Below are 25,091 nucleotides of genomic sequence, written 5' to 3' on the forward strand. Positions count from 1 at the left end.
CCGATCCCCGGAATGCGGGCAAGCGAACATCTGTCACTCGGCGATCATGCCAGCTCCGACGCTGAACGCTCAGCCCGCCAGGTGCTGAGGCACAGCTGACCGTCGAATCACGGAAAGTGATGGAGAGCCAGATCTCACTGTCCCTTGACACACCTGGAGGAGTTCACTCCCGCAGCCGCCCCGGTGCTGCCGACACCGCCGCCGATTGATGCAACCGCCCTGCGTCGCACACTGCGGGAACAAGCGCGAGAGGCCATCCCCTGGTGGAGGTACCAAGCCCGGTCCGCCGCGCGAAAACAGGCCGACGAACGGCTACCCGCAGCGCTCCACGAGGAAACGGCGCGCCTCGCCCACGAGCATGCGGCAGCACAGGCCACCGCCGAAGCGGAGTGGGCCCGCCTGTCCAGCGGCGACCCGACGACGGTGATCGAGGCCTTGGAAGTGGCATTCGAGGACAACACGTCCCCAGCGGCACCGGTCGACTGCACCGGTGCCGAAGCGACAGTCGTCATCGCGTTCCCGCCCTCGTCTGTGGTGCCGGAGCGCAAGCAAGCCAGGACCCCGTCCGGCGCCCCCACGCTGCACAAGCGAACGAAGACCGAGCGCAACGCCCTGTACGTAGCCGCGCTGTCCTCCGCCGTGCTGGCGACAGTGAGGGAAACTCTTGCGGTCGCCCCCAGCCTCAAGGCGGTCACCATACTGGTGGTCCGGCGCGACCCGGCGGCATCGAGCCCTGAGTCCTACCTGGCCGCCGTCTACGCCGGACGATTCACCCGTGAGCGGATGACCAACGTCGACTGGCCGCATGTCGACCCAGTCGCTGAGCTGCTCATTGCTCCAGGCGCGATGTTGCACCGTCGAGGACAAGCCGGAGATGTGCTGCCGCTCGACCTGACCGCCGAGCCAGAGCTCGGCGCTGTGGTAATGCAGCTTCGCGCAGACCTGTAGGCACCACGGACCGGGGTTCCGTCAGCCCCAACGCAGCGTCGGCGCGACCGGACCACGGACCCAAGCACGACTGACTGAGGGCAAGATCGGCTTCAAGCGATCGCCCGCCCCCTCGACAACCTCTGTACTGCGCTCGTCCCAGAAGCCCCGGCTCTCCGAAGCACTGCTGCTCCCCGATGCCCACGGCCAGGCCGGCGCCCTCACCCGGAAGGCCCGGGTCGAGCAAGCGTCCACGGCATCTGCTGGGCGGGTGAAGTACCACGGCGGGTCGACACTGACCGCCGTCGGCAACGTTCAGCCGGGCCGACGATGACGGCATGACACACCGCATGGCTCCAGTCGGCCTGGACGACGCTGCGCTGTGCCTTTCTCCTTCTGGGGCTGGCGGCCGGGCGTCCGGCGGGGCCGGCCGCGGTCGCTGCGCGCCGACCGAGGCCCAGGCAGCGATCGGCCAGAAGGTCACCACATCCGGGCACCGCCGGGCGCTCGTCTGGGTAGGCGTTCAGCACAACCGGTAGTCTGCGCCACTATGATGCGCGCCTGGATCCTGCCCATATCGTTAGCCTCCAGTGGCTCACTCCTTGCGGCCACACTGGCCGTCAAGGGGTCTCCCGGCGTTGCCGTCGCCATGTTGCTGATGTTCGGTCTGCTCGCCGGGCTGTACTCGCCGCTGGCCTTCCCCCGGTCGATCGGGGCGGTCGAGGCACAACGCCGCAGCGTGGTCGACGGCCGGCCGATCGTCTACTGGCGGGCGGGCTGCAAGTACTGCCTGCGCCTGCGGATCCGGTTGGGCCGCAGTGCCCGCCAGGTGTACTGGGTCGACATCTGGAGCGACCCGGACGGGGCGGCGAAGGTGAGAGCGGCCAACGACGGCAACGAGACCGTGCCCACCGTCGTGGTGGCGGGCCAGGCCTACGTCAACCCCGATCCGCAGTGGGTGCGCGGACAGCTCGGCCAATCCCTGCGGTAGGCAGCGGTGTGAGTTCCTACCACTGCGCCGAGGCTTGAACGGCCTCTGACCGGCGCATCTCGTGAGTTCGGCGGGAATCGTCCGGTTCATCCGTCGGGGGCGTCGAGCCGGTGTTCCCGGTCGGGCCTCCATCCACGATGGAGGCCCAACCGGCCCTGACCTGCCGACGTCGTCGGTGCACGGGAATCACGTGAATGTCCCGGGAATCCCAACGCCGCCGCTACGCCCACTCCACGCCGTGCTCGGCGAGCTGCACGAGCTGGCCCGGCGTCAGCTTCGCCCGGCGGGCCTTCTGGTTGTTGAGCCAGGTGCCGAGCGCGAAGTGCGACACCACCACCTGCTCCTCACCTCCGGGGCCAGCCTCTACGGTTTCCACCGGCTCCTTGTGCGGGCGGGGCACCCGGGGATGCCGCTCCCGCTCGACGAAGGCCGCCAGCGCCGCCAGGCCCTGCTGGAACCGGTCGCCGCGGGAGACCGTCGGCTTTGCCTCGGCGGCGGCCTTGGCGGCCACCAGCTCCTGGTCCTCCTCGATGCCGATCACCGACAGCAGGTCCCGCTGGTCCTCCTCCAGGCCGGGCCAGCCGGCTCGCTGCGCCTGCACCCACCGGCCGAGCTGCTCACCCTCGTACACCGTGTCCAGGGGCAGGGTGGTCCAGTCGACGACGTCATCCAACTCCAGCCACCACGACCTGGCGACCGCGTACGTGCGCTGCCAGACGATCGGCCAGGCCGGGCACCACCACGGGTCGATCTCCTCCAGCGCCCGACGCCGCTCCGGCGACAGCGCGCCCTGCTCCCCGGCCGACACCTGCGCGGAGGCCCGCAGCTCCGAGAGCCACGTCCCGATCGCGTACCCGCCGACCGACGCCCGCGCCGGCGCCGCCAGCGACCCGCCGTGGCCCTTCGCCCAGACCCGCGCCCAGTCCAACCCGGCCTCGAACCGGGCATCCGACACGGACCAGATCATCCCGAGCGCGTCCAGCATCCCGACCCGGTATGACGCCAGCTCACCATTCGCATTCTCACTGCGCCGGTCCGACAGCCACTTTCCGAGGGGGTAATTCCCGTTCTCCCCGACAAGCGCCGAATAGGGAACGTCAAGTCCGCCGGTCTCCTCGAACCACCGCCGCGCATGCCCGATCCCCTCACGCCACAACTGCGTCTCACCGACCAGGACCCGCGAGGCGATGAACAGCGCGAGCACGTTCTCATCCACCGGCGTCTGGAACCGCACCGGCAGCGTGAACCGACGAGTACCAGTGCCGCGCCATCACCATGCGGCGATTCTGGCCCACGAAGGTCCGCTCTGTTCGACCGCCCCATGTGCTATCCGGACATCGACTTGACGGCGTCACACCGTGAGGTGTCTTGATGGCCGCCCCATGTGTGACCGGTACCGCTTGTTGGCCTCTGGTTGGACGGCCTTGTGCAGGTGGTGATCCGGTTTGGAGCGGTAGTTGGCCAGTCCCGGCAGCCATGGTTGGCCTCCCGCGCCGAGTGCCGGACGGCGCCGGATTGACGACCGGGTGTGCCGAAACCGGTTGACTCGGAGTGAAGGATGGGGAGCATGATTTCCAAGGAACGAGCGGTCGAGCTGGTCGAGTCCTTGCTGGCGCGGGAGCGGCCGACCTGGGGTTGGGCGAGGCTGGTCCCGGAGCTGGCCGTCTACGCGGTCGAGGAGCGGTCGGTCGGGTGGCTTGCTTACTGGACCTCGGCGGAGGGCGCCCGCAACCCTGCTCTGCGCGGGAACCTCCTCGGTGGCCCTTTACTGGTCGACCGGGAGGACGGGAGCATCCACTTCGTTCCCGGCAGCCGCTTGACCGATGGCTGGGAGGAGGACTATCTCTGGCAGGTCAAGGGCATCAGGGTGCCCGACCCACTCCTCGCGGACGTCCGGCACCTCGCAAACTCCGTCGGGACCGCCGCCGCCATGCAGCACCTGCGCAGGCAGGCTCCGCGGATGAGCCTGCAGGAGGCGAAGGCCTACGTGACGATCGTCAGGGACGGGAGTGAACCGCCTGAGGAGCTGGCGAGCATCACCCGCAAGCCCAATCCCGACCTGGGCCCGATCGAGACGCTGGCCGGTCCGGTCCGGTAGCAGTCCTGCTGCCCGGTCGGGGTCCCGCCAGGCGGGGCAGCCTTGATTGGGGCTCCGCTTCAAGTGGCGCTGTGGCCAACTGGCCCTGCCGGGGGCCAGGTATCGCTTCCGTCACGCCATGCGCTCGGGGCGGCCATCAAGGTGAGAACGTCGGGTCGGTGGGCGCGGCCGGGGACGGTCAGCTCGTGGAAGCCCCGGGGTTCGGCGTCGTGGTCGGTGAGCGGGTACCAGACGGCGCCGCCGGGTCCGTGCTCTTCGAGGTCGGCCAGGCTGGCGGCGGCGGCCGGGACGGTGGCGGGCATCTTGGCAACGTGCCGGTCGCCGGCGTGCAGCTGGAGCTGGCCGACGCGGTTGTGGAAGCCGGTCTGGCCGGTGCCGGTGAGGACGAACAGCAGCCTGGGGAAGCGGGTATAGCGGCGTTCCCACAGCGGCACCCGGCCGCCCTGCTCGGCCTCGATGGTGCCCGCCCGCATCCCGGCCGGGAGCATCTTCGTCGACCAGTAGCGGGCGTAGGCGTTGAGCTTGGACGCCAGCCGCTCGGCGCCCATTGTGCCCCGGTCGACCTCCACGAACGCCCGCAGCCGCACCGTGCTCTCCGGGGCGGGGACGCCGTAGTAGAGCAGCCTGTCGGGGCACACCGTGCCCTCGCGGCCCTCGCGGCCCTCGGCGAAGCGGTGGGTGACCTCCGGGATGAAGTCGAACGGCCCGTACCCGTCCCCGCGGGCCCGGGCATCGTCCAGGAACGCCAGGTGCGTGCGCAGGACCGCCGGCTGGTGCCACAGCGTGTACTTGAACGCCGTCTCGTCACCCGGCAGCCGCGGAGCGGGGATGCCGGCCAGTTCGGGGAAGGCGCCGGCGATCCGGGCGCCGTGCTCGGCCAGGAACCAGCCCTTGGCCCGCCCGGACTGCGGCAGCACCAGCTCGGCCACCAGGCCCTGGTCGCGCAGCCGCCGCAGCTGCTCGGCAGTGGCGATCCGGAACTGGAACAGGGCGGCGAGCACTGCCCAGGTGATCTCCGCCTGCGACGGGTCGCCATTTCGGTTGTGGCTTTCACCTGTGACGTGGGGTGTTGTGGTTGTAGCGGGGACGGTGTCAGCCTCCTTCAGAGGGTTGGCGCGTGGTTTCTTGAATCGGTTTCTGTTGGGTGGGATCGCTGTGCGGGGTTCTGGCCTGCGGGTATGGGTGATGGGGCGGGAATCGTGGGTTGTCTGTGAGGGCGTTTGATGTGAATGGATTGCCCTTTATGCCCTAGTAAGTCCCTCGCCAGGTTGATGTGGTCTCGTCCGTTATGCGCTTGGTGAGGTTGTCGATCGAGGCGATGTGGATCACGGCTTCGGAGCTGGTCGGCAGGGTCTCGTAGTCGCGGGCGAGGCGCCGTCGCAGCATGATCCACCCCAGGCTTCGTTCGACCACCCACCGCCTTTTCACTACGTGAAATCCGGGGACGTCGGACTTTCGATGGACGACCTCGACGTCGATTCCTAGGCTGGCTCCGTGCTCGACCATGGCGTTCTTGAAGCCGGTGTCGACCCAGCTTTTGGAGATGCTCGGGTAGGTCTTCTTGGCCTGGTTGAGGAGGTGTATTCCCACGGCGTTCTCGGACAGGCTCGCGGCGGTGACGATCACGGCAAGGATCAGCCCGAGGGTGTCGGTGAGGATGCCGCGCTTCCGGCCGACGATTTTCTTCGCTGCGTCGGTTCCCTGGCTGGTCAGGGGCACGTTGGTGGAGGTCTTCACGCTCTGGGTGTCGATGACGGATGCTGTCGGATCGGGGTTGCGTCCTTCCTTCACGCGGGCCAGGCCGGTCAGGTCGTAGTTGAGCTGGGCAAAGATTCCCTCGTCGCGCCAGGCGGCGTAGTAGGCGTAGACGGTCCCGTGGTTCGGGAAGTCGTGCGGTAGGTACTTCCAGGGGATTCCCGTGCGGTTGACGTAGAGGATCGCGTTGAACACGTCGCGCAACCCGGGCTGCTCGCCTCTCTCCAGCGGCTGCCAGGCGGCGGTGGCGGCTGCGTAGGGTGCCGGCGCCTGGCCGGCTACCGGCCCGATGGCGGGGGAGTGGTGCCCGGGCGTGGGATGGCGGGTCAGGTTCGGCAGGGCGCGGGCGAGGTCGCCGGGTTGGGTGCGGGTTAGGGCGGCGAGGCGCTGCAGCGCGGCCGTGGTGAGGTGGACCTCGACGGTGCCGGCGCTGCTGGCCCCGGTGCGGGGCGGGTGGTGGTGATGCGGAGGGCGTCCAGGAGGTCGGTGGTGGTGACCTGGTAGGCATACGCGAGGCGGCGCAGGTAGGAGGCGGTGGTCTTGTGGGGCATCGCCCGCACCCGCAGCGCCCCGGCTGTCGGTGCCTGGGGCTCGCCGCGTGGCCCACGGGGCGGCCGTGGCTGTCCGACGGGCCGTCATGAGGTTCGGTGGGAGGGCCGGCGGCTGGGTGCGGGGCCGGTAGTGCTCCTCGGCGAGGTGGTCCAAGGTGATGGCGTCCAAGGTGGTTCGGGTGATCTTCTCGCTCTCGTCGAGGATGGCGGTGATTGCGGCGCGGCGCAGGAGGCGGGAGAGGCTGCCGATGCGCCCGGCGGTGCGCTGGTGCAGGTAGGGGGCCAGCCGCACGAGGCTGCCGAGGCGGTGGCGCTGCAGGTCGGGGGCGTTCTCCATCGCAGCGACGGTCTCGCGGAACGGCCAGGTGACCATCGCGCTGCCGCTGCCGGCTCCCGCACCGCCCCTGTCCCTTCCCCCAGTACCGCCCTCGCCGCTGCCACTTCCTCCCGCGCCGCTCCTGCCGTCAGCGTTCCGGCTGCTCCCCGTGCTGTTTGCACATGCGGTGGCGGGCAGGGGGTCGCAGTCGATCAGACCGGCACGGCCGGCGAGCTGCGCGCCGGCGGTGCCGGCGAACAGGGCGGTGGCGGTGACGTCGATACCCGCGTACACGAATGTCGCCGAGATCCGCTCGGTGAGGTATTTGAGGAAGCCGGCGGCTTCGGCGCCGGTGCGCGGGTTGAGGCGGTGGATCTCGTCGATTTTACCGACCGCAGGAGCTCATGAACTGGCTCTGAACTGCGACGATTCATAGACTACATGTCCGCGACGGCGAGTTGGGGACGTTGTTGTCGTTCGTTCGGGTGCTTCCATCGAGGAGCCGTCGACGGTGTCGGCGTGTCGGAGCCCGACGACATAATTCGAAGCGTGGACCTGAGACCCGAGCTGACGCCCCTGCCCGTGAGCCAGCAGCGGCTGGACGAGCTCTGTTGTGAGATCGAGCGGATCGCCGACCTGGTGACGTCCCGGTCGGCGAGCGCGGACGAGGTGATCAGGGCCTTCAATGCAAGGACGGGCCACGACTATACGGCGCTCGACTTCGCCGAGTATGACGCCAGCCGGAGCCTTGTCGAGTTCGCGACGGAGGCTGCCCGGCCGGCTCGTCCCCGGGTTGCGGACCTCACCCGGAAGGAGCTCGTTGAAGTCGTCCGCAGGCTTCAGACCGACTGCCCGGAGAGCGACTACTACCTGCGACTTCTCGAAGCCAAGTGCCGCATCCCCGGGTCAGTCATCTGATCTTCCATCCCTGGGCCGAACTGTGGGACGCCTCCGCAGAGCAGATCGTCGATGAGGTGCTGGGATACCGGCCTATCGCCCTCTGATCAATGGGATAGGTCAGGTGGTCTCGTCGTCGTCGAGGGGTCCCATGGCGACATCGCCGCGCTCGACTGTGTGGTGAGGGATCCATTGTTCGTTCTGATCGTCCCAAGAGACATCCAGGTTCTCGGTCCAGTGCTGCTCATCGCCGTCGGTGGAGTCCGCCGTCTCCGTCGCTGAGAGGTCTCCGGCAGTGGCGGTCTCCGGGTGGGTGAAGCGGACGTCGTGATGCCGCTGCCAGCGGTACGACCAGTCGATGTCGCTCGTGATGGCCCTGATGCTGTCGGGCGGCAGCACCTTCCTCGCCTCGCGGATCGCTGCCTCTACGGCTGCCTCGTAGGCCGCGCGGGCCCGCTGGTACTGGACTGTCGACCCGTCGGTCTGAAGGTCGAAGTCGATGGTGACCGTCAAGTGCTTCGGCACAGGCTTGGCCATGGTTCCCTCCCGAGATCTGGACAGGGCAGCCAGTATTCACGATGTCAACAGCCCTGGCGTACTAGGGATTTCGAGCCTGCCAGTGGCGAGTGTCCGGTCCGACCGTTGGGGGGCGTTCCTGACGGGCATGCGACTGGGTGAAGACGATTTTCCGCCGGTCGGGAGGTACCGATAGTCGCCGCTAGGGGCGACGCAGCCCGCTGTCCGGCCCGCCGCTTACAGCTCCGTCCACCCGCACGTCCGCCCGCCCCGGGCACCGAGCGGGTGCCAGCTTGGCGCGGACGGCCCGCGTTGGACCGGGTCCTCGATCCGGGCGGCGCCGGCCGGGACGGTGGCCGGGTTCTCCTCGGCGGTCAGCCGCAGGTCGGCGACCGCGCCGCGCACCGCGGAGGCCGTCGTGCCGACCGGGACCACCAGCAGCCGCGGGAACGAGCGCCAGCGGCGCTCCCACGCCCGCCCCGCTCCGTCCTCGCCCGCCTGCTCCCACACCCGCGCGCAGGCCGCCAGCTGCGCTGCGGTCTGCTCGTCGCCGATGCCGGGGCGGTGGCGCTCGACGAACGCCCGCAGGCGGTGCCGGTCGTCGCCGGTGCCGGCGGTGCAGGCGAGGTGGGCGAGGTGGGCGAGGTGGGCGGCGGGCCGGTACACCCCGGGCCTCGCCGGCGGGCAGCTCCGGGGCCGGGGGGAGGTCGAGCGGGCCGCAGGCCTCGCCGCGGGTGCGGGCGTCGGTGACGAAGGCGGCGTGGATCCGGCCGACGTCGAGCAGGTGCTCGCGTCCGTGCCGCACCGCGGGCTTCTCCGAGCCGGGCACCGGCGCGCCCGGGCGCAGGGCCTCGGGGAAGGTGGCCGTCACGGCGGAGCCGGCCGCGGTGAGGTGCCAGGCCTTCGCGCGGCCGGACTGCGGCAGGGTCACGAACTCCGCCAGGCCCTCGGCCTGGAGACGGGTCAGTCGTTTCTGGGTCTGCTTGATCCCGGCGGCGCCCCGACCGCCTCACGTCCTGACGACCCGAAAGGCCGGGCCATGACCGCCGACGCCACCACCGTCAACATGCCCACCCAGTCCCAGAGCGACGCCGGGCCGAACCGGCGTCTCCCGGCCGCCCCGACGCCCGGCCCGGCCGGCGCTCCGATGTCCGTTTCACCTGGATGGCAGGCGCCGGTCGCGCGGCCGCGCGATCCACCTGAGGCTGACCCTGGGAATCGGTTACATCACCTGACACATGGTCAGTGGACCGTTCCCCTTGGTCCCACAGGAGACACAGCGTGCGTCACTTCAAGTATGTCGGTCTGAGCGCGGCAGCCGGCCTGGCTACCCTCCTTGCCTGCTCGTCCCCGGCGTCGGCTTCGAGCAGCACCGGCCCCGCGCCCGAGCTCGGGGCGAAGGAAGTCTTTCAGCTGGTCGCGAGGCAGACCCAGATGAGCAGCATCGATGTGGACGGGTCGTCCGGGCCCAGCCAAGGCGACGAAATCGTCGTCAGCGGGGATCTCATCTCCGGCAGCACCACGGTCGGCAACTACGGCGAGGTCTGCACACTGACCCGGACCGCCCCCCTTGACGAGTTCGACCTCCAGTGCGCGGGCTCCCTGTCCCTGCTCCAAGGGCAGATCACCTTCCAGGGAAGGTTCACCGTCACCGCTGCCGGCCCCGGCGACATCAACCTCGCGATCACCGGAGGCACGGGGTCCTTCCGCGCCGCCCGCGGTTATATCCACGCCGACAACGTCAACGCCACGGATACGGCGCTCACCGTCCACCTCGTCCACTGACGGTAGGAGAGGCATCTCCCGGCGGGCCGCGGACTGCGGCCCGCCGGCCACGCGCGCTGGTCGCCGAGCAGCCCGCCGTGCGTGCGGTGCCGCCAGCCGACCTGTACCGCTCAGGAACGCCCGATGCACACGGGCGGTGGTGCACCACCGCCCCGGCGGAGACCCGGCCCCGCCAGGCCGCCCGGCCGCTGCACCGACTGGTGCGCCGCGCCGTACAGGGGCGTCGCGTCCGACCATGTCCTCGTGGTCGTGGAACTCCCGCATCCCGGCCGGGAGCGTCCTGGTCGACCAGTAGCGGGCGTAGGCGTTCGGCTTGGACGCCAGTCGCTCGGCGCCCATCGTGCCGCGGTCGACCTCGACGAACGCCCTCATCCGCGCGATGCCCTCCGCGTCGGCGGCGCCGTAGTAGAGCAGGCCGTCCGGGCGCACCGTGCCCTCGCTGCCCTCGGCGAAGCGGTGGGTGACCTCCGGGATGAAGTCGAACGGCCCGTACCCGTCGCCCGCGCACGGGCGTCGGCGAGGAAGGCCAGGTGCGTGCGCAGGACGGCGAGCTGGTGCCACAGCGTGTTCATGAACGCGGCCTCGTCGCCGGGCAGCCGGGGTGCGGGGATGTCTGCCGGCTCGGGGAACGCGCCGGCGATCCGGGTGCCGGTCCAGGACCTCCGAGTGGTGTGTGAACTGACGCCGGCGGGGTGGCGCGGCGACCGCTGCTGGGACCGGATCACCGGCGAAGGGGCACACCGGGTTCGGTCCGCTGCCGGAGCCCGGCCAGGACCGCGACACCGTTCCGCGGTTCCACATCGACCGTGACCCGTGCTGGGCTGCGGGCGGCTGGCCGCCGATGGCCCGGTGAGTGGTATCGGCACCGCACTCGGGCCCCGGCTGGGATTCAGTCGGGGCCCGCGCAAGCCGGGGTGATGCATGGGGGCTACTGGGAGAGCCAGTCGTGGAAGTAGGCGACGCTGCTGTAGACGCCGGGCGAGCCGGCCGAGGCGCAGCCTCGTGACCAGGAGACGATGCCGACCACGATGCCGTTGACGACGGCGGGGCCGCCGCTGTCGCCGGTGCAGAAGCCCTGGCCGCCGTCGGCGGGCCCGGCGCAGAACATGCTCGTGGTGTCGAGTCCTGGGTCGAGGCCGTCCAGGAGGCCGCCCTCGTCTCCGCCGAAGTTGAGGTTCAGCCCGGAGTAGGCGGCCTCGCAGTCGGCGGTGGCGGTCACCGGTACCCGCATGGTGCGAAGGCCCGTGGGGAGGGTGGTGTTGTCCTCCCGGGTGCGGCCCCAGCCGGTGACCGTGGCCACGTCGCCCGCCGTCGGCGCGGTGGCGGTGAGCGGGGCGAACGCGACCGTGCTGCCGTTCTCCGTGGCCGCGGGGGTGAGCTTCAGGAGTGCGACGTCGTTGGCCATCGTCAGCAGGTTGAAGTCCGGGTGCCCGAGGACGCCGCTGACACTCCTTGTCTGGGCCAGACGTGTGCGGTCCACGCCGTCGTACTTGACCTGCAGCTCGCTGGCCGCCTTGTCGTTGACGCAGTGGGCGGCGGTGACCACCGTGTTCGCGTCGCGCAGGAAGCCCCCGCAGACGTGACTCCACCCGAACAAGCCTTGCGCCACGATGTCGACCTGGTAGGGCGCGGAACCGGGGGCGGCGGCGCTCCCGCCGACGATCGCGGCGGCCGGTGACGTGCTCGCGAACGCCAGGGCGAGCACTGCCCCCGCTGAGACGATGAGTCTACGCAGCAACACAGAACCCCTTGGGAAGGTGGCGCGCTGGTCGGCCACGCCACGTGTGGCATGTGACACGACAGGCTAGCTGACGCTCCGTCGCGCAGGCCGGTGGCGCACCGCCAGCCTCGGTGGCGGGCGGCCGGGTCCTGGACGGCGACGTGCCGGGCCGCCGAGCACCTGTCCCCGGGCGGCCTGGCCGTCCGGACGACCTGGCACGAGCCCGCGTACACGACGGGGGGCCGGCCGCCCGGGCCGCCGCAGTGACCGGTTCGTTTCGGACCGCTCGGCGGCCCGGCGCGGGATGTAACACGCTCTCCGTGTTGCACCCCCGGCCCTACTGCGCCAGGAGCCCGTGGCAGCCGGCTTCCTCAGAAGGGGAACGGTGGTCGCGCCCTGCGGTTCGGCTGCCGACCGCGCGCAGGTTGGTGCGGCGCCGGGCCTCGGCGGCCGCCTGGGCCTTCGCCTTCTCGGCCCGCTTGCGGCGCTGCTCGGCGAGCTGGTCCTGGTACCGCTCGACGTTGCGGCGGTACTCGTCCGGCCTGGCCGCTGCCGGTCCTGCCCAACGGCGCGGACGGGACGGACGGCACGGCTGCGCACTGACCACCTGTCGGCCGCCTTGATGGTCTCTGCGCCCGGGCAGTTCCGTACCTTGATGGGCCGCCAAGGTACCCAGTCCGACCTTGGTGGCCAGGCCACGGCCAGTCTCCGGCATCGGCGCCCGGGTCGGCCGCGCCACCACCTTCTCGATCCGCGGCTCGGACGCGATCCGGGCCCGTGACGTCCACCTGGACCTCTCGGGCGAGCAGGCGGCCGCCCTGGCCCGCGCGGAGGACGAGGAGGACGTGCGGCAGGTGATCGGCCAGGCACTCGCCGACTACTTCAACGGCGGCGCCTACGGCGGCTTCCGGCCCGAGGACTTCGACTTCGACCCCGACGACTTCGATCTGAACTGAGCCCCACGCCTGTGGTCGGGTAGCCGGAGCCCATTGCTGGGCCCCGGCCCCCTCAGAACCGGACTTGTACCTTTCAGCACATCCGGCTCAAGCGAGCCCCAAGGGCTTCGCAGGTCAGCAGGGTTATGTAGTCCGTTTGCTGTCGCCCGCGTGGTGCTGGCGGTGGCATTCGGAGTGCACGAGGCGGAGGTTGTTCCGCTCGTCCGTGCCGCCATGCCGCCGGTAGGTGAAGTGATGCTTGTGGAGCATCTTCTTCTTCGGGGCCGCGAACCAGTTGATCCACTCTCGTGGGCTGTCCGGTTCGTACTCGGCTCCGGCGATCAGCGCCTGCTTGCAGAGGGGACAGAGCCCTTGCTGCCGCACTGCCAGGACGAGACTGGTCTTGTCCATCGGCGGTGGCGCCTTCCGTCGGCGGCGATCCCGCCAGTACTCGATCAGGGCCGGGTCGTCCAAGGACGCTCCGCCCTTGACGAGCTGGTGGCGGACGATGCCGGTCCAGGCTAACTTGGGCAGGAAGGCGCCGCTGTCGCGGTCGCCGAACACCCACCGATCCCGCCTGGACGGGTGGAACTTGCCGAAGTACCGGGCCACGACCCCAGTGCCTCGACTTGTTGCGGTGGCGACGCCTGGCCCATTTGAAGGTCAGCCGCCACATGTAGTGGTCCAGCGACGAGAACGTCGTCGTGGACGCCACCGCCCGGTAGTAGGCCGCCCAACCGCGAAAGATCGGGATCAGCCTGCGCAACACGGCCTCGGCGTTGGCCCCATGTAGGGCCCTCACCTCGGTCCGCAGTCGCGCCCGGAGCCTCTTGCAGGCCGCCGTGCTCGGCTTGATGATCAGCTTGCCGCCCGTGCGCCGGACGGTGAACCCGAGGAAGTCGAACCCATCTTCCAGATGGACGATTCTGGTCTTCTCCCCGTTGAAGCGAAGACCTCTCGGCTCCAGCCATTCCTCCAGCCGGGCCCTGACCTGGTGCACCTCGTCCTCGTCGTGGCAGAGCACGATGAAGTCGTCGGCATACCTCACCAGCACCGGGGTGCCTGGTGCCGCGCCGGGCTCGCGCCCGGCCCGCACCGAGTATCGGCACCCGGCGGCCTGTTCCAGTCCGTGCAGAGCAACGTTCATCAGCAGCGGGCTGATCACACCGCCTTGGGGAGTTCCCTCCTCGGTCGGTGCGAACCGGCCGCGGTCGATCACGCCCGCCTTCAGCCAGCCCCGGATCAGGTCCCTGGCGGGGAACTGGCCGATGGAGGACATCAGGTGGTCGTGGTCGATGCGGTCGAACGCCGCCGACAGGTCCGCGTCCAGCACCCACTGACGTTTCGAGGACTTGCCCTTCACCGTCAGGAAGATCGCCATGATCGCGTCCTGGCAGCCGCGGCCGGGCCGGAAGCCATAGGACCTCGGCTCGAACCGCGCTTCCCACTCCGGCTCCAGCGCGTTCTTCACGCGGGCCTGGAGCACCCGGTCACGGATGACCGGGATACCGAGCGGGCGCTGTTTCCCGTTGCTCTTCGGGATGAACACTCGCTTGACCGGCCTGGCCTTCCAGGGCTGGGACGACCGATGGACCTCGGCCGCCAGCTTGCTCCTCGCCGCTGGGGTGAGGGCCCGCTCCCCGTCGATGCCGGCGGTCTTGCGACCACTGCTCTGCTGCGTCACCCGCTTCACGCTGACCAGCGTGTTGCTTCGGCTCCGCAGCATGAGCTTCTGCAAGTTGCGGACCTTCTTCAGGTCCCCGTCCTGCGTCGCCTTGAAGATCCTCTGCCTCAGCCGCCGTACGTTCTCCTCGCACTCGGCCCAGTCGATGCCGTGCCAGTCGAGGGTCGCGTCCTCCGGTCCGTTCACCGCAGCCGCCGAGAGCTCAGCCAAGACCGTGCCCCCAATTCGCGCCTCCAGTACCTAACTTGTCCTTCGGTTCCGACGTCCTTGCAGTGGTGACTTCAAAGGCTCACCCGATCCACGTGGGCGCCCTTTCGGGCCGGGCCACCAGGGCCCGTATCCGGCGAGTTGTGCGGGGGGCGGGTGAAGGTCCCGCCTTCCGGTTTCCTCCGGCCTTTCGGCCCACCGGCTTTCGCTTCCTGGATCATCCTTCTCCTGCCGGGGAGTTCAGCTCTCCTTGCGGTCGGCCTACCAGGCCCTCGCCTGGACCCCGACGGGGTTTCCACGTTCCGCACCAGTAAGACGCGGCCGGGGTGGGCGCCCCCTCTACTCCGGGACCAGCGGTGTCCTCCTCCGGGGACAGTTACCCGGAGGTCGCTTGGTGCCTCGCAGCACCGGATCCTGTGGCCGCCGCTCACACGCCATCGCGCAGCCTTAAAGTCACGGAGCATCAGACAGGGGTTCAGTTCCGTTCGCCCGTCCGGCCTTCCCCTCACCTGTGGCTCCTCGATGGCCGAGGTGCTCTTGGGCTTGAACGCTCGGCTTCACACCCCGCCGTTGCCAGCGACGCATCTGAGCGCGGGGAGGGGCCTTGGACACTGGCCCGAAGTTCAGCCGATCGATACCTCCTTCACATGGCTGTCCTTACTTCCCTGGTGCGACCTCGTGTCGCACACCGAGCGCTTCAGTTGGCGAGTGAGCGGTTGAGCTGGCGGGTTGAGCGTTCGGCGTCGACGCATGCGGCCGGTTGCCTGGCGTGGCTGGACCACAGCAGGCGGGTGCTCAGCCATCCGGCGAGCGCGCGGCCGTACCGGAGGTCAGCCGCCAGAGCCCGGCCACCTCGTAGTAGACGCCGTTCACCAGTTGCAACAGCAGCAGCGTGATCGGCCAGAGCAGCGCGCCGAGGCCGGGCACCAGGTCCACCGGCAGGGCGTAGGCCATCACGACCCGCACGGCGGCGTCGAGCAGCATCGCCGTACCCCAGATCGCAGTCGAGACCCGCCAGATCCGCCGGAAGGCCGGCTCGCGTTCCCACAGCACGTCCCAGGAGGTGCCGTCGGAGCGGAACCGCCCCTCCAGCAGGGGGCGGCCGCCATGGAAGAGCAGCGGGCGCCTGGCCCTGATCGAGATCAGGAACCAGAACCCGGCCACGCCGGTCAGCCAGCCGTCCTTGGCCAGCAGGAACCGGGGGCTGCCGCCGACCAGCGCGGCTGCAACGCCGAGCAGCATGGTCCCGGCGATGAATCCCGCCATGCCCTCCAGGCTGCGGGTGCGCAGCCACTGCACCGCCGTGGTGAGCGCCGGCAGGAAGGCGCCGGCCAGCAGCGCGACGAAGACGCTGATGCCGGCGGCGCGCAGGCCGTAGTACAACGCGATCGGGACCACGATGTCCCGGACGACACCGAGCAGCAGACGTCGGCCGCTCGGCCGCGGCGGCGCCGCCGGCACATTGCGTGTGGTCATGACGTCCTCCGGGTCGCGAGAAGGGCCAGGGCTGTGGTCTCACGGATGCAGTCGTCCACGCTCAGGCGAGGCGGCTGCGTCATCCGCACGATGGCGGCGTCGATCGCGGACTTCAGGGTTGAGTGCCTTCAGGGTGGTGTCGAACTCCCGGAACTCCCCGCTCTGCTGGCCGGCCCGCAGGATCGGTTCCAGTTCCGCGACGTCGGACTCAGCCTATGTCTGGGGGCCGTAGCGCAGCGCGCCCTCTTCGTCCTGACGTTCACGCAGATCTCGTACATCGCCCGGACGGCGGCGGGGTTGCGCGCGATCCAGGCCGACTCCGCCTCGATCCGGGCGGTGAGGCGCTCCGTGGCGGTCGGCGCGTCCTCCGTGCGGCGGGCGAGGGCGGCCTGGGCTTGCAGCGCGGTGTCGGTCAGCACCGCCTCCATCAGCTCGTCCCGGGTGCCGAAGTGGTACGAGATGAGCCGGGTGCCGGAGATCCCGGCCCGCTGCCGGACCCGCTCGAAGGTGGTTCGTCCGTACCCGCTCTCGGCCAGCACCTGAACGGCGGCCGCGATGATCTGGCAGCGCCGCGCCGTCGCGCTCGGCGATCGCTGCCCGCCTCGACTGCCACGTGTTACCTCCCCAGGTAACTTCTTCCGTGCCGGATGACGGCTGAACCCGAGGCCGCGTCCGGCCGCTTCAGGATGCGCGGGCGATGCACCGGGTTCACCGAGCCAGCTCTGGCAAGGCCCTACCAGGTCAACGCTCAACTCGCCAACTGTAGTGCTCAGCCACAACACCCTGCCTGCCAACTGGATTACCCAGCAGGCGAGTTCGCTCCGGTGGTTGCCAGAGCGGCGTCCGTGATCCGACCGTGGATCATCGCTTCGACCGGCCAGGCCGCGACCAGCTTCATCGCGGTCACGGCAGGGTAATCCCGGGGAATCCGACCCGGAAACGGCGCACACGAGAGCAGCAGAATTTTCCGAAGCGCACGACCATAGAAAGCCGACGATAAAGCGCATCGGCACCGGTGTTGCGCCGGGGGCTGGTGCAGGGGCACCCGCGCAGCAGGAAGTGGGCGGACGGGTCGTCCGCAGACCGGGTGGTCCGCAGACGACCCGTCCGCGCTATCGGCACTGGCTGACCAGGTTGACGAGGAAGAGCAGTACGGCCAGCAGGGGGCCGATCCAGGACACGGAGGCCATTCCCGTGCCGGCCGGGCGTCCTCACCCTGCAGCGCTGACCCGCCAGGGCACCCACCGGCCGACACTCACCACCTCGAGGAACCCCGGCCGTACGCCGGCTGGGGTTCCTCCCTTTTGCGAACTCTCGCCGCGGGTACGGACCGAAGCACACCTCCTCCGGCCCGGCGGCTCACATGGCTATACATTGCAGCTATACATGCCGTGTATAGTCGCCGACATGTCCCTGGCACAGACCCTACTTGGCCTGCTGGAATCCCAGCCCCGGCACGGTTACGACATCAAACGCGTCTACGACGAGTACTTCGGGCGCGATCGTGCCCTGCACTACGGGCAGGTGTACGCCAGCCTCTCCAGGCTGCTGAAGAACGGCCTGGTCATGGTCGAAGCCGTCGAGGCGGGTGAGGGCCCGGAACGCAAGCGATACGCGATCACCGGGGCGGGTGTCACCGACGTCGCCGAGTGGCTGGCGCGCCCGGAGAGCCCGGAGCCGTACCTGCAGAGCACCCTCTACACCAAGGTCGTGCTCGCCCTGCTGACGGGGCGGTCCGCCGCCGAGATCCTGGACGTTCAGCGCTCCGAACACCTGCGTCTGATGCGCGAGCTGACCCGGCGGAAGCTTACCGGCGACCTTGCGGACGAGCTGGTCTGCGATCACGCCCTGTTCCACCTGGAGGCCGACCTGCGCTGGCTGGAGCTCACCGCCTCGCGCCTGGACCAGCTCGGCTCCCAGATCACGAAGTCGCAGACAACGGAGTCCCACCGATGACCCCACCCGCCCCGCTCCTCTCGGCCCGAGGGCTGTACAAGTCCTTCGGTCCCACCCCCGCCCTCGACGATGCCTCGATCACCATCGCAGCCGGTGAACTCGTCGCCGTCATGGGCCCGTCGGGCTCGGGCAAGTCCACCCTGCTGCACTGCCTCGCCGGGATCACCCGCCCCGACCACGGCAGCATCGACTACCAGGGGCGCGAGCTCACCGACATGACCGACGGCGAGCTGAGCGCGCTGCGCCGGACCGAGTTCGGGTTCCTCTTTCAGTTCGGCCAGCTCGTCCCCGAACTCTCCTGCCTGGAGAACGCCGCCCTGCCGCTGAGGCTGAACGGGATGCGCCGCAGGGCCGCCGAAGCACAGGCCGCCGAGTGGCTGGAGCGGCTCGAAGTCGCGGACGTGGCCGCCAAACGCCCCGGCGAGATATCCGGCGGCCAGGGACAGCGCGTCGGAGTGGCTCGCGCCCTGATCACCCAGCCCAAGGCGGTCTTCGCCGACGAGCCCACCGGCGCACTGGACTCCCTCAGCGGGGAGCGCGTGATGAAGCTGCTGACTCTTGCCGCCCGGGAGACCGGCGCGGCCGTCGTCCTGGTCACCCACGAGGTCAGGGTCGCCGCCTACGCCGACCGCGAGGTCGTCGTCCGCGACGGCCGAACCCAAGACCTGGCAGCCGCGCTGTGAGCGCCCCGACGCCGGCCACCCCCCGCGCGGTGGCACCGCCGGCCGCAGACCCGGTCCGCTCGCCGCTGTTGGCCCAACTCGGCCTCGGCGCGCGGCTGGCCCTCGGCAGCGGACGGGAGGGCTGGGGCCGACTCCTGCTCACCGCGTGCGGTGTCGGCCTCGGCGTGGCACTGCTGCTGTTCACCGCCTCCTTTCCCGGCATTGTGGAGCACCGCAACCAGCGCCTCTACGTGCAGAACGACACCTTCGCCAGCGACAGCCCGGTACCACCCGGCGACCGAAGCCTGCTCATCGCCGTCGCCGACACAACCTTCGAGGGGACACCGATCCGGGGACGAGTCGTGCAGCCCGAAGGCGCACACGCCCCGCTCCCGCCGGGGGTGGCCGCCTATCCGCCACCGGGGCGAATGGTCGTCTCCCCGGCCCTGGCCGAGCTGTTGAACGCCCCCGGCAGCCGGCTGCTGCGCGACCGCCTGCCCTACCCCGTGGTCGGCACCATCGGCCCGGCCGGACTGCTCGGCCCCGGCCAGGCCGACTACCTGCTCGGCAGCGACCGGCTCACGGTGGACACCGGCGCCCGCCGGATCACCGCGTTCGGCCACTTCTCACCGCCGAAGCCGATGGACCCGAAGCTGATCCTGCTCAACCTGGTCGGCCTGATGGTGATGCTGGCCCCGGTCGGCGTCTTCCTGGCCGCCGCCGCGCGCTTCGGCGGCGAGCAGCGGGACCGCAGACTCGCCGCGCTGCGCCTCGGCGGTGCCGACCGGCGGATGACGGCACGTTTCGCCGCCGGCGAGTCCCTGGTCGGCACCGTGCTGGGCCTGCTCGCGGGCACGGCGCTGTTCCTGGCGGGACGCCACCTGATCGAGCAGATCACGGTCGCCGGCTTCAGCTTCTACGCCGCGGACGTCTCTCCGCAGCCGGCGCTCGCCGCGCTGGTCGCCGTGCTGGTGCCGCTGATGGCCATCGGCGTCACCCTGCTCGCGATGCGCCGGGTCACCGTCGATCCGCTCGGCGTGGTCCGCCGCACCGGTGAGGGGAGGCGCCGGGTCTGGTGGCGGCTGCTGCTGCCGCTGACCGGCCTGGCCGTGATGGCAGTCGCCCTGATGCTTCCCACGCAGTACAACCCGAGCGGGATGAAGCAGAGCGCCGTCTTCAATTCGGTTCAGGACACGCGCGGGTCCCTGCTGGTCGCATTCGGCGTGCTGCTGATGCTGGTCGGCGTCTGCGCTCTGCTGCCCTGGCTGGTGGAGGCCGTCACCCGGCGCGCCCCCGGCGGCGCGCTCTCCTGGCAGCTGGCGATCCGCCGGCTGCAACTCGGTTCCGGGCCCGCCTCGATCGCCGTCAGCGGCATCGTGGTGGCCGTCGCCGGGGCGATCGCCCTGCAGGCCCTCTTCCTCGGCGTCAGCGCGAGCTACGAGGATGTCCGCCGGCCGCTCCCGACGGCGGGGCGCTACCAGCAGTCCGCCTCCTTCCCCGGCGGCGCCGCCCAGGCCGACGCCCTCGCCGACCGGCTGGCGCAGGAGCCCGGGGTGACGGCAACGGCGGCCTACACCGAGTTTCCCGTGACCAGCGTCAGCGGCCAGGACTGGACCCGGATCCGGATCGCCGACTGCGCCGTACTCGGCGGCTTCGCCGCGCTGCCCAGCTGCAAGGACGGCGACGCCTTCGTCGTGCGGCCGGGCCTGAGCGACGCCGCGACCGCCTCGCCCAAGCCGGGAGCGGATGTCCGCGCCGCCGTCTTCGAAGGTGAGGGCGAACCCCCGGTCTGGCAGCTGCCCGCCGTGACCGCCACCGTCGACGGCATCGCCGGCGCCAACGGCCGCCCCGACTCAGGCATGCTCCTCATCACCCCGGCCGCCGTCCCCGCCACGGTCCTGCGCGGCCAGCCGGCCACCGTGCTGGTGGCGATGGCCCCCGGCCTGCCGGACCCGAACGAGCAGCTGATCACGGACGTGATGGCGATCTCGCCCCAGGGCCACACGGCGTTCCCCCCGGACCGCCAGAAGGACCAGACCTACCTCGCGGTCAAGCGCCTGCTCACCGCGGGCTCCGTCCTCACCCTGCTGCTGGTCGCCCTCAGCCTGCTCATCGGCCAGCTCGAACGCTTCAGGGAGCAGCGCCGGATCCTCGGCGTGCTGTACGCCTTCGGCACTCGCCGGAGGGTCCTCGGCCTCTCGGTGCTCTGGCAGACCCTGCTCCCGATGGCCCTGGGGCTGGCGCTCGCCACCGTCGGCGGCCTGCTGATGGGGCCCATGCTCCAGTACACGGCGGGGCTGGCGTTCGCCCTCGACTGGGCCTCAACGCTGGCGATGGCCGGGATCGCGGCGTGCGCCGTCCTGCTCACGACCCTGCTGGGGCTGCCGAAGCTGCTACGGCTCATGCGGCCGAACGCGCTGCGCTACGAGTAGCGGCGGCCTTTCGCCCAGGCCGGCGGCGACGGCTGGGTCGCGGTGTACGCGGGCTACTTCCTCGGCGACCCCGCCACCCAGCAGGCTGCCCTGTGCGCCACCGCGCAGGAGGCCGCCCGCACCGTCCACCAGGCCTAGCTGGAAGACCTCTGACGGTGTGGCGAGCGTGATGCGGTTGCGGATGAGGCGGGCGGGCAGTCCGAGACAGTTGCCTGACTGTCACCGGGGCGGTTGATGGTGATGCATGTGACTGCGACCGATACGTTGCGAGCCGCCAGGCGCGAAAGCCCAGGTCGCGGATCTTCTGCGAGTTGTAGTTTGCGAACCTCTGCGACCTTTGCGAGCCCACGGCCCCGAAGCCCCTCGCCGTCGATGAAGCAGCAGGTCAGGGCGGGGCAACCCGGCGAGTCGCAAGATGCGGCTCGGATTCGCAAAGTAGCGGTCGCGGTCACAATGCAGGGCATCGCCGTTGAGACCGAGGGAGAGCTGCCGATGAACCGTCCGCCGCACGAGCCGTACATCGACGCCGTACCCGGGCGATCGGCGAGGCCGGGTACCCGGCTGGTCCGGACTCCTTCACCGAGTACGACAGCTCGGACGGCGAGCTGATGTGGCTGGAGGCGTTCATCGACCTCGGCCTCGGCGAGGACGACCAGGGCGAGGAGGAGCCGGTGCGGACGGGGCTCGCGTGGAAGCAGACCACCGGCTGGCTCGTCGGCGACTACGACGGGCGAGGCCGGTAACGAGCACATCCAGAAGGTCTTCGCCGACGGCTCCGTGCTGTCGGCCCCGGGCGCGGTTGCCGCCTTCGTCCGGGACTGGTTCAACGGCGGCACTGGGTGGCCCAAGCCGGCCGCCGACGACACCACGCCCACCGGCGGCCCGCTGCCGGGCCCGGTTGCCGACGCGCTGGAGGTGGGCGAGGACCCGGCCGACCGGATGGTCCACTGGTGGCGCCGGACCTGGCCCGGCCACACCCGGCCCGGCTACCCGTCCGTCGCCCTGGTCGTCACCCCCGCCGGACCCCTCGCACTGGCCAACCGCCAGGACACGGTCGCCGAGCTGTCGGTCGGGGCCTGGGGCGGCCAGTGGCACACAGTCCACCTGGACGACAACGACGGCGACGGCTGGCGCGAGTACGACGACTCCGTTTCGGTGGTCGCCACCACCCTGGAGCTCCTGGCCGAACACGGCCCCCTCGGCCCCGTCTGGTGGCGCTACGGCCGCGCCGGACGCCACTCCCTGACCGACGCACTCGACAACCCCAACAACCGCGACGCCTACACCCAGCGCCAGAAGGCCCGGGAGAAGAAGGCCCGCCAGGCCCACCGCGACCTCATGAAGACCCTCGCCTGCACCGACTGCGGCCACGTGCCGAAGGAGGAGAGCACCTGGGAGTACGGCCTCCACGGCAAGTGGACCCGCCGCCCCGGAGACCGCTGCCACCCCTGCCACCAGAAGCACGAGGAACAGCAGGAGAAGGAGGCAGCCGCCGCGCTCCAACGCCTGCTGGAAGCCCAGAAGGAGAACGCCAAGCTGCGCCCGTGCTGGACCTGCCGGGGCTCGATCGGCGGGAAAGCAGGGTCACCGCTGGAGCTGACCGAGAAGGCCGACCCCGACCGGCTGGAGTGCCGGACTGCGAGAGCACCCGGGAGGAGAAGCAGCTCGGCCCGCTGATGCTGCCCGTCCCGACCAGGCGGGAGCTGATGGCCGCCCTGGTCTCCGACCCGGCCGACCGGTGGTGGCAGGACCGGGTGCGGCACGCCAAGCTCTACCCGGTGAAGGACCGCACCGCGTGAGCGCCAGTGCCCGGGGCCCTGTCGCGGGTGCTGTCGCGCCCCCTGTCGCGTGGGGTGCTGTCGCGTGCTGTGACCTGCGCGGATGGGTGCTTCCCCTCGTGCGTGGTCCGGGCGCGACAAGCTCGGCGCGACAGGCCCCGGAGATGCAACGCGGGGTGCAACTGTCCTGTGCCACTGGACGTTGTCCTGTTGCCACTGAAGATTGACCGATGCGATTTCGTGTCACCGAAGTTGAACCGACTGCGTTTCGTGCCACTGGACTTTAGTCGACCCGGTTACCGCGGGTGGCGGGTGGCGGTCACGAGATCAGGGAGCGGGCGGCGGTGCCGCGCAGTGTGCCAGCGGCTTTCGCGGTGGTCATGGCCTTGCTGGTGGGCTCGCCGTGCAGTGGTCCGCGGAGGATGGGCGGGCGCTGACCCCCTCGCCCTCCGCCTCGCCGATGGGCTGGCTCGGCGAGGCAGAAGGGCGGGCGCAGCGTCAGTAGGTCAGTACGACGCAGCCGGGCTGGCCGTCCCGGCCGGAGAGTCCTGGCGAGCTGGGGATGTCGGCGGCGGGGCTACCGCCTCCCCCTCCCTGGCCTCCGTCTCCGCCGTTTCCGTTGTTGCCGTTGGGGGCCTGTTGCAGTGTGTCGATCATGCCGGCGGATCCGCCGGTGCCCGCCTTCCCCCACTGGGGTCCGTCAGTGGAGTATTTGCCTCCGGCGCCGCCGTCGCCGCCGTGGTTGCCGGGCTGGGGGTTGGTGGTGTTCTGGCCGAATGCCTCACCGCTGCCGCTGGCCGCTCCGCCCTCCCCGCCCTGGCCGCCGGCTCCTCCGCTGGCGGAGCCGTTGGTGGTGCTGTCGCCGCACTGGCCGCCCGAGGCGCCACCCGGCCCACCGCCGCCTGTCAGCACACTCCCGGTGGATTTCTGGACCAGGCTTGAATCTCCGCCGTTGGAGCCCGGGCTGCCTGCCGCTGCGATCTGCAACAGGGTCCCGCTGGCGTCGAAGGTGGCTTCCACGCCGCCGGCCCCGCCCGCGCCTGCGGCACCGACGTTGATCAGCAGGGTCTCACCGGGCTGGACCGCCACGGAGCCCTGGTTGGCGGCCGCTCCGCCACCCCCGCCACCCCCGCCGCCGGCGCCGCCGCGACTCCCGCCATGGCCGCCCCCGGTGCCGGGCGTGAAATCGCTTCCAGCAGAAATGAACGTGGTTCCGTCGCCTCCCCCACCGCCGCCGGCGCCCCCGCCGCCCCCGCCGAGCACCGTCGCGGTGATCGAGGTGACGCCCTGCGGAACGGTGAAGGTGAATGAACCGGGGTCGGAGAACACTGAGACCGTCATTTTCTCTCCCATCAGCCGGAGGCAGGCGGTCCTGCCCTCGCGCGGACCTACCCACCCCGTCACCCGAGAATCACCGCTTGGTCCAGATGGCCGTATCCTCGCTGGGTCTGCTCAAGCGTCCGCCTGAGCAGACCGGCCGCGCCTGCGTGGGTCGTGCCGGTCACTTCCGCCAGCCAACGCACCGCAGTTGACCGCCCTTTGCCCGCTGCGATCTGTTTCTGGGCTTGGCGGACAGCCTGGGCCACGGGCAGGCGCTGGGGCGTTGGACCGCTCCTTGCTTCCGCCTCGTGGCCAGAGCTGCTGGGGGGTTCGCTCATAGCGGCCATCACCCACCGGGCGGTCAATCTTCCGTGGCACAAACCGTCGTCCGTCAACCTTCAGTGGCAGTCGGTCAAGGTCCGGTGGCACAGGACAGCAACGCGAGACTCCGCGTTGCACCCCTGATGTCCCGTCTCACTCGATCTGGTCCCGGCCTCAGATGATCTGGTCCGATTCGCTCGGTGTCTCAGATGATCTGGTCCGTCTGGAACGTGCCGCCTGGACCGGCTCTGCCCGGGCGGTCGCACTGCCGTGAGCGAGCGAACTTCTCGATGGCCACCGGCGTGACAGGGGTGAAGAAGTTGACGAGGTTGCCGTCGGGGTCACGGAGCAGGAGTGAGCGGTTGCCCCAGGGCATCGTGGTGGGCTCGGTCACGAAGTCGGCGACGAAATCTGCCAGGTTCCGGTACACACCATCCACGTCGGCGACGAGGAATTCGATGATCACAGTGTTGTTGTCGGCCGGACGGGCGGAGCCGGGCGCGAACAGTGCCACGGTGCGGGTGCTGCCGATCGCGAGGGTCGCGCCGGCGGTCCGCAGTTCGGCGAAGTCCTCGGTGGACCAGTCCGCCCGCACTCCGGTGGCTCGCTCGTAGAAGTCGACGAGGCGCGCGATGTTGCCGGTGATGATCCGGGTCGAAACGAAGTCCATGGTGCTCTCCTCGGGTTGGTGAAGCCGTTGCACCTCGGACGCTAGAGCAAATAGTGGACACAATCGGTCCGGTATCAACGCTAGGCTCGTGGAC

23 protein-coding genes and 3 pseudogenes are annotated in these 25,091 nt (G+C 70.3%); 12 read left to right on the forward strand and 14 right to left on the reverse strand.

Going from position 1 to position 25,091, the window contains the following annotated elements; all coding sequences use genetic code 11:
* Nucleotides 1-144 precede the first annotated feature (144 nt).
* Together OG286_RS39710 and OG286_RS39715 are read left to right on the forward strand one after the other, a co-directional pair.
* Complete coding sequence (locus OG286_RS39710) at nt 145-948, forward strand: hypothetical protein (RefSeq protein WP_331742487.1); 804 nt, start codon at nt 145-147, stop codon at nt 946-948.
* A gap of 529 nt (nt 949-1,477) precedes the next feature.
* Nucleotides 1,478-1,918 (forward strand): glutaredoxin domain-containing protein, encoded by a 441-nt coding sequence (locus OG286_RS39715; RefSeq protein ID WP_331742489.1) that lies wholly within the window; start codon nt 1,478-1,480, stop codon nt 1,916-1,918.
* Nucleotides 1,919-2,138: 220 nt separating this feature from the next.
* Here OG286_RS39715 and OG286_RS39720 read toward each other — a convergent pair whose 3' ends face one another.
* Together OG286_RS39720 and OG286_RS39725 are read right to left on the reverse strand one after the other, a co-directional pair.
* Nucleotides 2,139-2,873 carry a helicase associated domain-containing protein gene (locus OG286_RS39720; protein ID WP_396325318.1) on the reverse strand — a complete coding sequence of 245 codons (735 nt, stop codon included), beginning with the start codon at nt 2,871-2,873 and terminating at the stop codon, nt 2,139-2,141.
* 21 nt (nt 2,874-2,894) lie between these two features.
* A pseudogene (locus OG286_RS39725) lies at nt 2,895-3,152 on the reverse strand (helicase associated domain-containing protein); the annotation flags it as partial.
* Nucleotides 3,153-3,485: 333 nt separating this feature from the next.
* Between OG286_RS39725 and OG286_RS39730 the strand changes: the two are divergent.
* On the forward strand, nt 3,486-4,016 hold the full coding sequence (locus tag OG286_RS39730; protein ID WP_331742491.1) for a YrhB domain-containing protein: 531 nt from the start codon (nt 3,486-3,488) through the stop codon (nt 4,014-4,016).
* A gap of 59 nt (nt 4,017-4,075) precedes the next feature.
* Here OG286_RS39730 and OG286_RS39735 read toward each other — a convergent pair whose 3' ends face one another.
* Nucleotides 4,076-5,017, reverse strand: coding sequence for a replication-relaxation family protein (locus OG286_RS39735; protein WP_331742493.1), 942 nt, complete (start codon nt 5,015-5,017; stop codon nt 4,076-4,078).
* A 247-nt stretch (nt 5,018-5,264) separates the two neighbouring features.
* Nucleotides 5,265-5,999, reverse strand: coding sequence for an IS5 family transposase (locus OG286_RS39740; RefSeq protein ID WP_396325319.1), 735 nt, complete (start codon nt 5,997-5,999; stop codon nt 5,265-5,267).
* Between the two features lie 1,158 nt (nt 6,000-7,157).
* On the opposite strand from OG286_RS39740, the gene OG286_RS39745 reads away from it, so the two are divergent.
* Complete coding sequence (locus OG286_RS39745; RefSeq protein WP_331742495.1) at nt 7,158-7,556, forward strand: hypothetical protein; 399 nt, start codon at nt 7,158-7,160, stop codon at nt 7,554-7,556.
* A gap of 99 nt (nt 7,557-7,655) precedes the next feature.
* Here the strand turns inward: OG286_RS39745 and OG286_RS39750 are convergent, their stop codons facing one another.
* A complete protein-coding gene (locus tag OG286_RS39750; protein WP_331742497.1) occupies nt 7,656-8,072 on the reverse strand; it encodes a hypothetical protein in 417 nt (138 codons plus the stop codon).
* A gap of 216 nt (nt 8,073-8,288) precedes the next feature.
* Nucleotides 8,289-8,717 (reverse strand): hypothetical protein, encoded by a 429-nt coding sequence (locus OG286_RS39755; RefSeq protein WP_331742498.1) that lies wholly within the window; start codon nt 8,715-8,717, stop codon nt 8,289-8,291.
* 615 nt (nt 8,718-9,332) lie between these two features.
* Between OG286_RS39755 and OG286_RS39760 the strand changes: the two genes are divergently transcribed.
* A complete protein-coding gene (locus tag OG286_RS39760) occupies nt 9,333-9,836 on the forward strand; it encodes an allene oxide cyclase barrel-like domain-containing protein (protein WP_405358633.1) in 504 nt (167 codons plus the stop codon).
* A gap of 291 nt (nt 9,837-10,127) precedes the next feature.
* On the opposite strand, the pseudogene OG286_RS39765 reads toward OG286_RS39760, so the two are convergent.
* The 3 genes and pseudogenes from OG286_RS39765 to OG286_RS39775 form a co-directional block, all read right to left on the reverse strand.
* Nucleotides 10,128-10,637 (reverse strand): annotated as a pseudogene (locus OG286_RS39765) (replication-relaxation family protein); the annotation flags it as partial.
* Between the two features lie 127 nt (nt 10,638-10,764).
* The gene (locus tag OG286_RS39770; RefSeq protein ID WP_405366108.1) at nt 10,765-11,574 is read right to left on the reverse strand and encodes a S1 family serine peptidase; all 810 of its coding nucleotides are present in this window, start codon (nt 11,572-11,574) and stop codon (nt 10,765-10,767) included.
* A gap of 319 nt (nt 11,575-11,893) precedes the next feature.
* Nucleotides 11,894-12,163 (reverse strand): hypothetical protein, encoded by a 270-nt coding sequence (locus OG286_RS39775; RefSeq protein WP_331742504.1) that lies wholly within the window; start codon nt 12,161-12,163, stop codon nt 11,894-11,896.
* Nucleotides 12,164-12,239: 76 nt separating this feature from the next.
* On the opposite strand from OG286_RS39775, the gene OG286_RS39780 reads away from it, so the two are divergent.
* Entirely contained in the window at nt 12,240-12,512 is a 273-nt protein-coding gene (locus OG286_RS39780; RefSeq protein ID WP_396325290.1) for a hypothetical protein, read from the forward strand.
* Between the two features lie 123 nt (nt 12,513-12,635).
* On the opposite strand, the pseudogene ltrA reads toward OG286_RS39780, so the two are convergent.
* From ltrA to OG286_RS39795, 3 genes and pseudogenes are all read right to left on the reverse strand, one after another.
* A pseudogene (gene ltrA, locus OG286_RS39785) lies at nt 12,636-14,361 on the reverse strand (group II intron reverse transcriptase/maturase).
* An 816-nt stretch (nt 14,362-15,177) separates the two neighbouring features.
* The gene (locus OG286_RS39790; protein WP_331742510.1) at nt 15,178-15,858 is read right to left on the reverse strand and encodes a VC0807 family protein; all 681 of its coding nucleotides are present in this window, start codon (nt 15,856-15,858) and stop codon (nt 15,178-15,180) included.
* A gap of 128 nt (nt 15,859-15,986) precedes the next feature.
* Nucleotides 15,987-16,865, reverse strand: a complete 879-nt coding sequence (locus OG286_RS39795) for a TetR/AcrR family transcriptional regulator (protein WP_405366109.1) — start codon at nt 16,863-16,865, stop codon at nt 15,987-15,989.
* Between the two features lie 400 nt (nt 16,866-17,265).
* On the opposite strand from OG286_RS39795, the gene OG286_RS39800 reads away from it, so the two are divergent.
* The 6 genes from OG286_RS39800 to OG286_RS39825 all read left to right on the forward strand — a co-directional run bounded on the left by OG286_RS39800 (nt 17,266) and on the right by OG286_RS39825 (nt 22,707).
* Nucleotides 17,266-17,814, forward strand: a complete 549-nt coding sequence (locus tag OG286_RS39800) for a PadR family transcriptional regulator (protein WP_331742691.1) — start codon at nt 17,266-17,268, stop codon at nt 17,812-17,814.
* Nucleotides 17,811-18,497, forward strand: a complete 687-nt coding sequence (locus OG286_RS39805) for an ABC transporter ATP-binding protein (RefSeq protein WP_331742513.1) — start codon at nt 17,811-17,813, stop codon at nt 18,495-18,497. Before OG286_RS39800 ends, OG286_RS39805 begins: the two co-directional genes overlap by 4 nt.
* Nucleotides 18,494-20,908, forward strand: a complete 2,415-nt coding sequence (locus OG286_RS39810) for an FtsX-like permease family protein (protein ID WP_331742516.1) — start codon at nt 18,494-18,496, stop codon at nt 20,906-20,908. Before OG286_RS39805 ends, OG286_RS39810 begins: the two co-directional genes overlap by 4 nt.
* Before the next feature lie 608 nt (nt 20,909-21,516).
* Nucleotides 21,517-21,651: a hypothetical protein gene (locus OG286_RS39815; protein ID WP_331742519.1), complete on the forward strand. Its 135-nt coding sequence runs from the start codon at nt 21,517-21,519 to the stop codon at nt 21,649-21,651.
* A gap of 34 nt (nt 21,652-21,685) precedes the next feature.
* Nucleotides 21,686-22,585 carry a hypothetical protein gene (locus OG286_RS39820; RefSeq protein WP_331742522.1) on the forward strand — a complete coding sequence of 300 codons (900 nt, stop codon included), beginning with the start codon at nt 21,686-21,688 and terminating at the stop codon, nt 22,583-22,585.
* Nucleotides 22,585-22,707 carry a hypothetical protein gene (locus tag OG286_RS39825; protein ID WP_331742525.1) on the forward strand — a complete coding sequence of 41 codons (123 nt, stop codon included), beginning with the start codon at nt 22,585-22,587 and terminating at the stop codon, nt 22,705-22,707. The genes OG286_RS39820 and OG286_RS39825 overlap by 1 nt, the downstream gene beginning before the upstream one ends.
* A gap of 477 nt (nt 22,708-23,184) precedes the next feature.
* On the opposite strand, the gene OG286_RS39830 is transcribed toward OG286_RS39825, so the two are convergent.
* Both OG286_RS39830 and OG286_RS39835 read right to left on the reverse strand, forming a co-directional pair.
* Nucleotides 23,185-24,027, reverse strand: a complete 843-nt coding sequence (locus OG286_RS39830; protein WP_331742528.1) for a hypothetical protein — start codon at nt 24,025-24,027, stop codon at nt 23,185-23,187.
* 505 nt (nt 24,028-24,532) lie between these two features.
* Nucleotides 24,533-24,997 carry a VOC family protein gene (locus tag OG286_RS39835; RefSeq protein WP_331742531.1) on the reverse strand — a complete coding sequence of 155 codons (465 nt, stop codon included), beginning with the start codon at nt 24,995-24,997 and terminating at the stop codon, nt 24,533-24,535.
* Nucleotides 24,998-25,091: the final 94 nt, after the last annotated feature.

Source organism: Kitasatospora sp. NBC_00039, from assembly GCF_045160625.1.
In the GTDB taxonomy this organism is placed as follows: domain Bacteria; phylum Actinomycetota; class Actinomycetes; order Streptomycetales; family Streptomycetaceae; genus Kitasatospora.

What these genes read in the sequence shown, in the direction of transcription:
- OG286_RS39715 (WP_331742489.1), top strand. Translation starts at nt 1,478, where the DNA reads ATGATGCGCGCCTGGATCCTGCCCATATCGTTAGCCTCCAGTGGCTCA.
- OG286_RS39730 (WP_331742491.1), top strand. Translation starts at nt 3,486, where the DNA reads ATGATTTCCAAGGAACGAGCGGTCGAGCTGGTCGAGTCCTTGCTGGCG.
- OG286_RS39750 (WP_331742497.1), bottom strand. Translation starts at nt 8,072, where the DNA reads ATGGCCAAGCCTGTGCCGAAGCACTTGACGGTCACCATCGACTTCGAC.
- OG286_RS39790 (WP_331742510.1), bottom strand. Translation starts at nt 15,858, where the DNA reads ATGACCACACGCAATGTGCCGGCGGCGCCGCCGCGGCCGAGCGGCCGA.
- OG286_RS39795 (WP_405366109.1), bottom strand. Translation starts at nt 16,865, where the DNA reads ATGCGCTTTATCGTCGGCTTTCTATGGTCGTGCGCTTCGGAAAATTCT.
- OG286_RS39800 (WP_331742691.1), top strand. Translation starts at nt 17,266, where the DNA reads ATGTCCCTGGCACAGACCCTACTTGGCCTGCTGGAATCCCAGCCCCGG.
- OG286_RS39805 (WP_331742513.1), top strand. Translation starts at nt 17,811, where the DNA reads ATGACCCCACCCGCCCCGCTCCTCTCGGCCCGAGGGCTGTACAAGTCC.
- OG286_RS39815 (WP_331742519.1), top strand. Translation starts at nt 21,517, where the DNA reads ATGTGGCTGGAGGCGTTCATCGACCTCGGCCTCGGCGAGGACGACCAG.
- OG286_RS39825 (WP_331742525.1), top strand. Translation starts at nt 22,585, where the DNA reads ATGCTGCCCGTCCCGACCAGGCGGGAGCTGATGGCCGCCCTGGTCTCC.
- OG286_RS39830 (WP_331742528.1), bottom strand. Translation starts at nt 24,027, where the DNA reads ATGACGGTCTCAGTGTTCTCCGACCCCGGTTCATTCACCTTCACCGTT.
- OG286_RS39835 (WP_331742531.1), bottom strand. Translation starts at nt 24,997, where the DNA reads ATGGACTTCGTTTCGACCCGGATCATCACCGGCAACATCGCGCGCCTC.